The organism is Alistipes sp. CAG:268 (genome assembly GCA_000434235.1).
In the GTDB taxonomy this organism is placed as follows: Bacteria; Bacteroidota; Bacteroidia; order Bacteroidales; family Rikenellaceae; genus Alistipes; species Alistipes avistercoris.
Genome location: FR892005.1, coordinates 32,123 through 43,872, shown reverse-complemented (window position 1 = coordinate 43,872; position 11,750 = coordinate 32,123). Strand labels below are relative to the sequence as shown.

9 protein-coding genes are annotated in these 11,750 nt (G+C 64.3%); 6 read left to right on the top strand and 3 right to left on the bottom strand.

All coding sequences use genetic code 11. The annotated features are described in order from the left end of the window. The coding region (locus QZL63_RS06930) for a response regulator (RefSeq protein ID WP_290586349.1) at positions 1–800 on the top strand (800 nt) is incomplete at its 5' end. A 38-nt stretch (positions 801–838) separates the two neighbouring features. Beyond that, entirely contained in the window at positions 839–2,212 is a 1,374-nt protein-coding gene (locus QZL63_RS06925) for a sigma-54-dependent transcriptional regulator (protein ID WP_022308596.1), read from the top strand. A 544-nt stretch (positions 2,213–2,756) separates the two neighbouring features. Here QZL63_RS06925 and QZL63_RS06920 read toward each other — a convergent pair. From QZL63_RS06920 to QZL63_RS06910, 3 genes are all read right to left on the bottom strand, one after another. Continuing rightward, a complete protein-coding gene (locus QZL63_RS06920) occupies positions 2,757–4,259 on the bottom strand; it encodes a BACON domain-containing protein (protein WP_290586344.1) in 1,503 nt (500 codons plus the stop codon). Positions 4,260–4,455: 196 nt separating this feature from the next. Beyond that, positions 4,456–5,463 carry a GNAT family N-acetyltransferase gene (locus QZL63_RS06915; protein ID WP_022308594.1) on the bottom strand — a complete coding sequence of 336 codons (1,008 nt, stop codon included), beginning with the start codon at positions 5,461–5,463 and terminating at the stop codon, positions 4,456–4,458. A gap of 22 nt (positions 5,464–5,485) precedes the next feature. Beyond that, positions 5,486–6,319 carry a hypothetical protein gene (locus tag QZL63_RS06910; RefSeq protein WP_022308593.1) on the bottom strand — a complete coding sequence of 278 codons (834 nt, stop codon included), beginning with the start codon at positions 6,317–6,319 and terminating at the stop codon, positions 5,486–5,488. Positions 6,320–6,415: 96 nt separating this feature from the next. Between QZL63_RS06910 and rsmH the strand changes: the two genes are divergently transcribed. Genes rsmH through QZL63_RS06890 form a run of 4 tightly spaced genes read left to right on the top strand, consistent with a single transcriptional unit; the run spans position 6,416 to position 11,577 of the window. Beyond that, complete coding sequence (rsmH, locus tag QZL63_RS06905; RefSeq protein WP_022308592.1) at positions 6,416–7,318, top strand: 16S rRNA (cytosine(1402)-N(4))-methyltransferase RsmH; 903 nt, start codon at positions 6,416–6,418, stop codon at positions 7,316–7,318. Between the two features lie 9 nt (positions 7,319–7,327). Then, positions 7,328–7,843, top strand: coding sequence for an FtsL-like putative cell division protein (locus QZL63_RS06900; RefSeq protein ID WP_022308591.1), 516 nt, complete (start codon positions 7,328–7,330; stop codon positions 7,841–7,843). Positions 7,844–7,854: 11 nt separating this feature from the next. Next, entirely contained in the window at positions 7,855–10,116 is a 2,262-nt protein-coding gene (locus QZL63_RS06895) for a penicillin-binding protein (protein ID WP_022308590.1), read from the top strand. A gap of 3 nt (positions 10,117–10,119) precedes the next feature. Next, positions 10,120–11,577: a UDP-N-acetylmuramoyl-L-alanyl-D-glutamate--2,6-diaminopimelate ligase gene (locus tag QZL63_RS06890; RefSeq protein WP_022308589.1), complete on the top strand. Its 1,458-nt coding sequence runs from the start codon at positions 10,120–10,122 to the stop codon at positions 11,575–11,577. Positions 11,578–11,750: the final 173 nt, after the last annotated feature.

Sequence of the window (11,750 nt, the reverse complement as noted above, 5' to 3'; positions counted from 1 at the left end):
CGGCCCCGGGGCCGGCCGAGGCATCCGGGGCGGTGTCAGACGAGGAGCTGCGGGTGCTGCTGGTCGATGACGACCGGCTGCAGTTGGAGATGGTGGCGGCGATGTGCCGCCGGGCCGGGTTCTCGGTCGAGTGCTGTCCGTATCCCGAGTATGCGGCCAAACTCATCTCCGAAGGACATTTCGACCTGGTGGTTACCGACATACAAATGCCGGCCTTCGACGGGTTCCGGGTCCTTGCCGCCATCCGCGAGGTGAATCCCTCTCTTCCGGTGGTGGCCGTTTCGGCCCGCGGGGAGATGAGCCCGGAGGACTTCGCCGCCCGAGGGTTCACCGCATGCCTGCGCAAGCCCTTCTCCTACGGGGAGCTGACCGCCACGATCCGTCGGGTCTGCGGCGGCGGGAGACAGCCGCTGCAGGGGCCGGAGGCTCCCGATACCGGGCAGGCCGGTCCGGAGGGCATCCGTTTCGACGCCTTGACCGCCTATGCGGGCGACGATGCCGAGGCGGCCCGCAGCATCCTTGCCTCCTTTGCCGAGCAGACTGCGGCCAACTGCGCCTCGCTCGAAGGGGCGCTTGCCGCAGGCGACTGGGCGACGGTCCGAGCCTTCGCGCACAAGATGCTGCCGATCTTCACGATGCTGGGTGCCGCGGCTGTCGCCTCCGTATTGCGGCGGGCCGAGGGGGCGGGTGATCCCTTCCCCGAGGCGCTTTCGGCTGATCTGGCGGCAGCCGGGGACGAAATCCGGAGGATCGTCGCCGAGGCGGAGCGCCGCGTCGGGGCGGGAAAAGTACGCGGATAACGCGGAAATCCGAATAGAAATGTTATCTTTGTAGTGTTATGGAACGGATTCTGATCGTAGACGATGATATTACGTTTGCCCTGATGCTTCGCACCTGGCTGACCAAGCGCGGCTTCGACGTGGAGAGCGTCGGTTCGGTCGCGGCGGCCCGCACGGCCCTTGCCAAGGGGAGCTATTCGCTCGTGCTGAGCGACATGCGGCTTCCCGACGAGGACGGCATTGCGCTCCTGCAGTGGATGTCGGGCGAGGGAATCGCGGCTCCCGTGATCGTGATGACGAGCTATGCCGAGATCCAGAACGCCGTGCGGAGCATGAAACTCGGGGCCCGGGACTACGTCGCCAAGCCCGTCAATCCGGACGAGCTGCTCAAGAAGATCCGCGAGGCGCTCGAGGCGGCTGCCGCTCCGGAGAACTCCGAACCGGCCGTGCGGCCCGAACGGGGAGCCCGGGGCGAGAAGGGGGGCCGTGCGGCCCGTGACGGCGCGGAGCCGCTCAACTACATCGAGGGGCGGAGCGATGTGGCCCGCCAGCTCTACGAATATGTGCGCCTGGTGGCGCCGACGAACATGTCGGTGCTGGTGAACGGCGCCAGCGGTACGGGCAAGGAGCACGTGGCGCAGCTGATCCACCGCAGCAGCAAGCGGGCAGGGAAGCCCTTCGTGGCGGTCGATTGCGGGGCCATCCCGCGTGAACTGGCCGCTTCGGAGTTCTTCGGGCACGTCAAGGGGTCGTTCACCGGGGCGCTCACCGACAAGGTGGGGGCCTTCGAGGCGGCCAACGGCGGCACGCTCTTTCTCGACGAGGTGGGCAACCTCACCTATGAGACGCAGGTGCAGCTGCTGCGTGCGTTGCAGGAGCGCCGCATCCGCCGTGTGGGCAGTACGCGCGAGATCCCGGTGGACATCCGTCTGGTGACGGCGACGAACGAGAACCTCGAGGCGGCGATCGCCCGGGGCAGTTTCCGTGCGGATCTCTTCCACCGCATCAACGAGTTCACGCTCCGGATGCCCGAACTGCGCGAGATGCGCGGCGACATCCTGCTCTTCGCCGACTTCTTCCTCGACCAGGCCAACCGTGAGCTGGGGAAGCATATTGTCGGCTTCGATGCCGAGGCGGTCGCGGCCCTCACGCGCTGCGAATGGCCGGGCAACCTGCGCCAGTTGAAGAATGCCGTGAAGTCAGCTACGCTGCTGGCCTCGGGCGACTACATCACCTGCCGCGAGCTGCCTGCCGAGGTGACCGCCGCCGCACCTGCGGCGCCGAGTTTCTCGTTGCGCGACCCGGCTTCGGAGGAGGAGCAGATCCGACGTGCGCTGTCGGCGGCCGGCGGTAACAAGTCGCAGGCGGCCAAGCTGCTGGGGATCGACCGCAAGACCCTCTACAACAAACTGCACCTCTACGGCATCGAGTGAGCCGTGTGTGGAATTTTTCCACACCTTGTGTGGAGCTTCTCCACGGTTTTCCACACGGGGAGGATGCCTTTCCGGTGATCCGTATTGGATCGTTTGGGTTGATTTGCAGTTTGTTGCGCTTTTCGTCGCGGGTCTGGCATCCGGCTTGTTCCCTTGCAGGGGAAGCCGGATGGATTCCGGATTCGACGGACGGAAAACGAAGTGGAACTTAAACAAATGCTTATGGTGAAATGACGGTAAAGACGACAGGGATCTTCTGACGGGAGCCTTGGATTGCGGGTGCGACGTCCAGCGAAGCGGATCGGTTCTTTGGGAGATATGTAAAATTTTTCCGTTTTTTTCAGATCGTCCCTCGCAGCCGGCTTCCGGCAGCAGTGAACTGTCACTTTTAGTTAACGATTGTTTGCCTGGTACTCCGCCTTCGGGCGGAGTTTTTTTGTCCGGCTTCGGGTAGGAGGTACGGTGTGCAGGAGCACCGGCGGAAACGAAAACGGCGACACCTGTCGGGTGTTGCCGTTTTCGTCGTTCAGCGATGTATCTTCCGTTACTGGATCCACCGTACGTGTTCCGCGTTGCGGAAGAGTACGTTCAGCGGGCGAGGCAGGCTCTCGGCATTGGCCGCGAAGATGAACCCGGTCTTTTCGACCGGTACGGTGAGGAAGACCGTCGAAGAGTAGCCGCCGATAAGGTCCACCTTGTCGAGCAGCGACCAGACGAAGATCTCGAAAGGCATCTGCCCGGGCAGCAAAGTGAGTCCCTCGAAGCGCTCTTCGTAGTTGCTCGACGAGGAGTCGGCCGGGTGGGGTTTGAAGAAGATGTCGTATGCGGTCCCATAGTCGCCTATGATGCGTTCCACATAGGCGGCCTGCTGCGCTTCACTCTCTTCCGAGGTGTGGCTCGTGCCGATGATGACGAGGTTCTTCTTGGGCGAGGCATCGAACAGGGCGGCGAAGGCATCGTAGTCGAAGCCGGCCATACGGAAGAAACGTTGGCGTGCTTCGGCCGGCAGGCTTGCCAGCAGTTCGTAGGGCTGTTTGCTCTCGGTCCGCATCTGCTGCAGCCGCTCGGTCATGAAGGGCGACGTAGCCTCGAGCAGGTCATCGTCCTGCAGCACGAGACGGTAGTTCGGGCGCGTGGCGAGGTAGTAGGGCCATTCATAAAAATCGAATCCGTCGGGCATCCGGGTCTCGGGGAACCGGCCTCCGTGCTGCCAGTCGAGGGCCTCGACCTGGGCGGCATAGTTCTCCCAGTTCTGCTCGGCCGTGGCGGGGTCGCCGAAGTAGTTGTAGAAGTTGTTGTAGGTGCCCGTACCGTCGGAGAGCATCGAGACCTTCACGCGGGTCGAGTCGATGCCCTGGGCGACAAACCAGTCGTAGCCGATGCCGCAGCGCAGATCATCCACATAGAGCCCGAACACGGCGGTCGGGTCTTCGACATTGATTTTCAGGATCTGCTGCTTCATGGCTGTGCGCATCCGTTCCATGTCCTCGTCGGTGGCGTTGGCTGAAGGATCGGCGGCAATCGTCACCTCGGCGTGTGCAGGGAACTCTTCGGGGCGGAAGGTTTGCGAGCGCTGGAAGAAAACGTAGCTCGGCTTGTCGTGCGAGAGGACGTGCAGGCCGGCATAAAGGGTCGGAAGAGTTCCGAAAGTGATGTAGAAACAGTGGTCGGCATCGTCGAAGTCTGCTGTTACATGGGCGCTCTGCGTGATGACGAAGGGGTAGGTTCGGCCACCGCTGTTGAAGGTCAGGCCTGCGTTGCGGGCCTCACCCGGGTTGGCCTCTAGCATGATGCCGATCTCGGTCCTGCCGGCTGCTCCGCTTGTCGTCGAGAGAGTGAGCCATTCGGAATCCTTGTCCTGTGTGACACTCCATGAGTTGTTTGCCGTGATGGCGATCGAGCCGCTGCGGGCCGCCGCATCGAGCGAGAGGAATCCGCTGCCGTCGTCGATTTGGAATCCGGTTTGCTCTTTGTCGTCGTCGGAGCAGGAGGCAGCACCGAGGATGATCGTACATGCCAGTGGGAGGAGTTTGAGGATTTTCATCATATGTATTCCGTTTGTTGGATAAAAGTTTTCCGTAAAATGGAGGACTGTACATTTTACTGCATTGCCTTGGCGATATTGGGCGTTTTATACGGTCTGTTCGGTTATCCCTCCCTCGGACCGGGTATATATGCACAACCGTTCTGGCCGCTTGCGGAGCGGTCGGGGAGGGGTTCGGCCCGGGGTGATGTAGTGTACGTCAGGAATTCCGTTTCCGGGTGATCCGGCCGAGGTGCTCGCGCAGGCGCTCGCTGAACTCCTCGCGGCGGTGCTTCAGGTTGGCGCGCCAGCCCTGCCAGCGGGTGTAGCGCATCCGCTTTTCGGGATAGATGTCGCGGATCGTGACCAGGATGCCGGTCTCCTCCACGCCGCCGAAGTCGGGGTTCATCACCGTGTCGAACACGCGCATCGTCGGCGAGAGGTTCATGTAGGCATTGATCAGCGGCGGGATGTTTTCGTTGAACTCGCGGATCTTCTGGATCAGGATGCGGTAGTTCTCCATGTAGGTCTCGCCCGAGAAGAGCTCTTCGTAGTAGGGATCGTCGAGGTCGAGCTTCAGGGGATGGATGCCCTCCACCAGATGGTCGCGGTCGGGGAAATAGCGGCGCAGGAACCAGATCAGGGCGTTGCGGGCCACGGCCTTGTAGGTCGTGTACATGGTGACCTTGCCGAAGAGGTACTTGATGCGGGGGTTCAGCACGATTAGCGCGCCGAGCCCGTCCCAGAGGTTGTCCAGGGCGTAGATGCTCTTCGAATTGCCGCGGGCCTGGTAGGACGGCTGTACGAACGAGCGGCCCAGCTCGATGGTCCGCGGGAGGTATTTGCGGCGGAACCGGTCGCTGAAGCGGAAGTAGTGTTCGGTCGAGAGGTGTTGCGGGTACTCCGACGTGCAGACGATGAAGCGGTATCCGCCGACGATCTCCTCGGCGGCCGGATCCCAGACGATGAGCTGGTAGTATCCGTCCTCGGCCAGGTCCTCCCGGTCGATGTCGATCTCCTTGCCCGTGCCGCCTCCGGCGCCCCGGAAAGCCAGTTCGCGGAGTCTTCCGACCTCGCGCATGAGCGCGGGGCACTCCGCGGCCGCGAAGATGTATATCTCGTTGCCGGCCCGTTGCGTGTCGCGGACCTTCCGCTCGGGGGTCAGTTCCGCGCGGAGCAGGGCCCGGTCTACGGGCGGCAGGATCGGTTCTTGCACTTTCTGTTGCATAGCGAGGGCAAAAATACCAATTTTAGCGGTTTTCGGAGGTGCTGGCGACCAGATTTTCCAAAAAATACGTTTTTTTGCGTACCTCCTCGACCTGTTCGCGCAACGATCCGCAGTGCTGGAGCTCCGCCACGGGGATCGGCTCTCCGACGACGATGCGGAAATGCCTGCCTTTCTGCGAGAACATCTCGTCGGGCAGCCACAGCATTTCGATGTTGAAACGGATGCCCAGAGCCTTGCGGATGCGGTCCACGTTGTAGAAGAAGTTCGACAGACGGCCTTCGACGAAGACCGGCACGATCTGCCGCTGCGAGGCGTAGGCCTTCTTCAGGAAGCTGGTCTTCCACTCCGTGTCGGTCACCACGCCGTCGATGCGCCGGGAGCAGAGCCCAGCCGGGAAGGTGAGGATCGGCAGTTCGCCGAAGAACTCCTCGTCGAACTTGCGGGCATAGGCCGCGTTCTGCGAGCCGTGCTTGTTCACCGGAATCCAGAGCGGGCGCAGCGGTTCGACGTACATCAGCAGGTCGTTCACTACCACGCGGGCGTCGCCGAAGCGGTCGATGAGCTTGTCGGCCAGCATCATGCCGTCCATGCCGCCGAACGGATGGTTCGAGACGAAGAGGTAGCGGCCGCGGGGGTCGAGGCGGTCGAGCCCCGTGACCGAATAGGTGATCTGCCACTCGCGGAAGCAGGCGTGGATGAACTCCTGCGGCGGGAGCGACCAGTAATTCGCCAGGATGTGGTTGATCTCCTTCTCGTGGATCGTGCGCCGCAGCCAATTGACGGCCGGCCGGGGAATCCAGCGGGCCAGACGGGGTGCTTTCTCGGAGAGGACGGAGCCGATGTCGATCTGAGGCATGGATGCGTGTCGGGAAAATTATATCCACAAATATAGGCATTCTTTTTCGAAAAATCCCTAACTTTACACCCAAATAGACTTTCGAAAACGAAGATTATGTCGCAATACCATACGCCGGTTCTGCTGGAGGAGTCTGTGGGTCTGCTCGATATACGGCCCGAAGGCACCTATGCCGACCTTACGTTCGGCGGCGGAGGCCATTCGCGCCGCATCCTCTCCTCGCTGGGCGAGGAGGGGCGGCTCTATGCCTTCGACCAGGACCGCGATACGCGGGCGAACTGTCCCGACGACCCCCGCTTCCACTATGTGGAGAGCAATTTCCGGTTCCTGCGCGGAGCGCTGCGCTACCGCGGGGTGACCGAGGTGGACGGCATTCTGGCCGACCTGGGGGTCTCGTCGCACCATTTCGACGCCGTCGAGCGGGGCTTTTCGTTCCGCGGCGAGGCGCCGCTCGACATGCGCATGAACCAGCGGGGGCGGCTGACGGCCGCCGACGTGGTGAACGGCTACCCGGTTGAGGAGCTTACGCGCGTGCTGGGCGACTGGGGCGAACTCGAGACGCCGTGGAAGGTGGCGGGCTGCCTGGTGAAGGCCCGGACCGCGGAGCGGATCGGCACGACGGCCGGACTGGTTGAGGCGGTGCGCCCCTGCACGCCCAGGAAGGACGAGGCGAAGTTCCTCACCAAACTCTTCCAGGCGCTGCGCATCGAGGTGAACGGTGAGATGGAGGCGCTGCGCATGGCGCTCGAACAGAGCCTTCGGGTGCTGCGTCCGGGAGGCCGCCTGGTGGTGATCTCCTACCACTCGCTCGAGGACCGGCTGGTGAAGAACTTCCTGCGCAGCGGCAACTGCTCGGGGCTAGTCGAGAAGGATTTCTACGGACGTCCGCAGACCCCATTCGAACCCGTTACGCGCAAGGCCGTGACCCCTTCGGCCGAAGAGCTCGAGCGCAATCCGCGTTCGCGTTCGGCCAAACTCCGCGCTGCGGTAAAACTTTGACACGAAGCCATGTACCGCGATCACGAATTCGACCCGGTTACGCCCGAGGAGCAGGCTCGGCGCGAGGAGGAGGCGGAGTTTGCGCGCCGCGTGCGGCGTGAGGTCCGCCGCATGGAGCGCGGCGAGGCCGACGAGGACATCCGCGCCGACGAGGAGCGGGAGGCGGCCGAGCGGGCCGAAGAGGAGCTGCGCGAGCGCCGCGAACGGAGGCGCCGGGCAAGCACCTTCTGGCAGCTCTTCTCGGGGTCGATCCTTGTGCGCGAGGGGGTTTCGAAGTATTATCCCTACATGCTGACCATCGCCGGGATGTTCTTCCTGAGCATCGTGGTGATGTTCTGGTCGCTGCACCTCGACATGCGCTTTTCGCGCCTCGAACGCGAGGTGCAGGTGCTGCGCGAGCGGTCGATCCGCCTCGAGGAGCAGCGCTACCGGCGGACGACGCACTCGGCGATCCTCGAGGAGCTGCACCGCCGGGGCATCGAACTCTACGATCCGGTCGCTCCGGGCGAATGGATCGAAAACTGACCCCAACGGCGATGAAACAGGAACGATCGAAGATCAAAAGCGACATTCTGCTGCGGGTGCGGCTCCTCTACGTGCTGTTCATCCTCGCCGGGGGCATCGTGCTGCTGCGCCTGGTATGGGTGCAGCTCTTCAGCGCGGAGGTGGCCTACAACGCCGACCGGCTTTCGAGCCGCATCTTCACCGAGGAGACGATCGCCGCACAGCGCGGCAGTATCCTCTCGCGCGACGGGGAGCCGCTCGCCACATCGATCTTCCGCTACCAGGCCGCCTTCGATTTCGCCTCGCCGGGCCTCGACTCGCTCAAGACCTTTCACGAGCAGGCCGACTCGCTCGCGAAGCTGCTTGCCGCCTTCTTCAAGGACAAGCCCGCTTCGGCCTATGCCCGCAAGTTCCGCGAGGAGCATGCCCGCCGCTACCGGCTGGTGAACCCGCGCGACACCTCCTATCTGCGTTCCGAGGGGTGGCTGGCGCGGATGCTCGACCGCCTGCGGGGCGAGGAGTATATCCGGCGGCGCATCTACGACACGATCCGCGACCATACGCCCGTGAACATCTTCCCCCGCGAGGTGGACTATGCCGAGTGGGAGGTGCTGCGCCGCTATCCGCTGCTCAACTGGAACATGGGCATGGTCTATAACCTTGTCGAGCGGGACGAGCGGATCTATCCCCAGGGCGAGCTGGCGCGGCGTACGATCGGACTGACGGGCGACCGGGGCAACTACGGCATCGAGGAGGCCTACCGCGACGCGCTGGCCGGCCGTGACGGCCGGGCGATGCGGCAGCGGATCGCCCGCGGCTTCTACGGCCGCGTGGCGGGTGCCGGCCACGAGGACCCGGTGGATGGCTACGACGTGGTGACGACCCTCGATCTCGACCTGCAGGATGTGGCCGACAAGGCGCTGCGGCGGCAGCTTGAGGCGCAGAACGCCCTGTGGGGCACGACGATCGTCATGGAGACCCGCACGGGCGAGATCCTGGCGATGGCCAACCTCGGGCGCGATGCCGACGGAAGTTTCTCCGAGCGCGAGAACTATGCGCTCGGGCGGAGCATGGAGCCGGGTTCGACCTTCAAGCTGGCGACGATGCTCACGCTGCTCGACGATGCCGGGATGCCCGTCTCGACGGTCTACGACACGCACAACGGCGACCCGGTGACGGTGGGACCCGCCAAGAATATCCGCGATTCGCACCGGGGCGACCACGAGATCGACTTCCGCCGGGCCGTGGCCTCGTCGTCGAACGTCTATTTCGCCAAGGCGATGTGGGATCGCTACGGCGTCACGGGGAAGAAACAGCAATACAGCGATTACCTCCACGAGGAGCTCCACCTGGGTCAGACCGTGGGCCTGGAGATGCTCGGCGAGCGGAAACCTTCGATCACTACCGACTGGAAGGTTCCCGACCCGGGCGTGATGCTCGTGAAGATGGCCTACGGTTACCGCGTGCGGCTGGCCCCGATCCAGATGATTACCTTCTACAACGCCATAGCCAACGACGGCAAGATGATCTCGCCGCTGCTCGTGCGCGAGTTGCGGCGCGGTGACCGGGTGGTCGAGCGGTTCGAGAGCCGCACGATCGCCTCGTCGATCTGCTCCCGCTCAACGCTGCGCACCGTGCGCGAGTGCCTGCAGGCGGTCTGCACGGAGGGTACGGCCAGCAACTACTTCCGCGACACGACGCGCGTGCGGGTGGCCGCCAAGACCGGTACGGCCCAGATCACCGACGCACGGAGCCGCGAGGGTCGCTACTACCTCGGCTCGATGATCGCCTTCTTCCCGGCCGATGCTCCCCGCTACACGGTGCTGACGACCATCGAGACGCGTGCGCAGGCCGGCAAGGCCTACTACGGAGGTCCGCTGGCGGGTCCCGTCGTCAAGCGCATGGTCGATTACATCTGCAACCGGAACTACGACTGGTACGGGCGCGTCGAGCGCGACGGACCGCGCCGCTATCCCGAGCGGATGAAGGGGGGGGACATCGAGCAGATCCGCCGCGTGGCCGACAAGCTCTCGCCCCGCACGTCGTTCGACGAGCGCACGGGATGGGGCCGCGCCTCGGTGGACAGCCTCTCGAACGTGCGGATCACCTCGCTGCCCGACGGTCGGGAGACCATGCCCGACGTGCGCGGCATGGGTTTGAAGGATGCCCTCTTCCTTCTCGAGAGCCGCGGTCTGCGGGTGCGGTTCACGGGGCAGGGATCCGTGACACAGCAGAGCATCTCCGCCGGAGCCCGCATATCGCCGGGCGCGACGGTCGCGATAACATTGAAATAAGCGATGAAAAGACTTTCTGAAATTTTGCGGCAGACGCCCGTCCGTGAAGTGCTCGGGGACGGGGAGCGTCCGGTCGGGGGCCTGACCTACGATTCGCGGGCCGTCAAGCCGGGCGACTGTTTCTTCGCCGTGCGGGGAACGCAGGCCGACGGGCACGCCTTCATTCCGGCGGCCGTGGCCGCCGGGGCTGCGGCGGTCGTCTGCGAGCAGCTGCCGGCCGATCCGGCTCCCGGGGTGACCTATGTGGCGGTCCCCGACTCGGCCGGGGCGATGGCCGATCTGGCCGCCGCCTTCTACGACTACCCGAGCCGCGAACTGAAACTGGTGGGCATCACCGGAACGAACGGCAAGACGACCACCGCGACGCTGCTCTACGACCTGGTGCGTGCCCTGGGCTACAAGGCCGGGCTGATCTCGACGGTGGTCTACCGCATCGAGGGGCGCGAGGTCGAGGCCACGCATACGACACCCGATTCGATCCGCCTGAACGCCCTGATGCGCGAAATGGCCGATGCCGGCTGCGAGTTCTGCTTCATGGAGTGCTCGTCGCACGCCATCGTGCAGGAACGCACGCGGGGTCTCTCGTTCGCGGGCGGGATCTTCTCGAACATCACGCACGACCACCTCGACTACCACAAGACCTTTGCCGAGTATATCCGGGCCAAGAAGCGTTTCTTCGACATGCTGCCGGCCGGCTCCTTTGCGCTGACGAACCTCGACGACCGCAACGGGCGCGTGATGGTCCAGAACACGGCCGCCGCGGTGCATACCTACTCGCTGCGCGGAATGGCCGACTTCCGCTGCCGGATCGTCGAGACGCATCTCGACGGCATGCTGCTCCGCATCGACGGACAGGAGGTGTGGGTCGGCCTGCTCGGGCGTTTCAACGCCTACAACCTGCTGGCGGTCTACGGCACGGCGGTGCTGCTGGGGCTCGACCGCAGTGAGGTGCTGCGCGTGCTCTCGACGCTCCGTCCCGTGAACGGCCGTTTTGAGATCGTACGCGCGGCGAACGGCACGACGGCCGTCGTGGACTATGCCCACACGCCCGACGCGCTGGAGAATGTCCTGCGCACGATCGAGGAGATCCGCACGCCGCAACAGCAGCTGCTGGTCGTCTGCGGCTGCGGCGGCGACCGCGACCGCACGAAACGCCCCGAGATGGCACAGATCGCCGTACAATATGCCTCGACGGCGATCTTCACCTCCGACAACCCGCGTCACGAGTCGCCCGAGGCGATCCTCGACGAGATGGTTGCCGGACTCGATCCCGGAACGCGCTACCTGCGCATCGCCGACCGCGCCGAGGCCATCCGCACGGCCGTCATGCTCTCGCACCCGGGCGATGTGATCCTCGTGGCGGGCAAGGGGCACGAAACCTACCAGATCATCGGCGACGTGAAGCACCACTTCGACGACCGCGAAGAGGTCCGCCGCGCCTTCGAAACCCTGCTGCGATGAGACGTTTCCTGCTCTTCCTCTTCTCGATGGCCCTCTTCGGGCTGACTGTCGTACTCATGCTGCCGGTCCTGCGCTCGACCTCCGTGCGCACGGCCCGTGCGGTGGCAGCCGCGGATTCGGCCGCCACGGCGGCCGGCTGCGATACGCAGGCGGGGTTTGGCCACCCGGCTCGG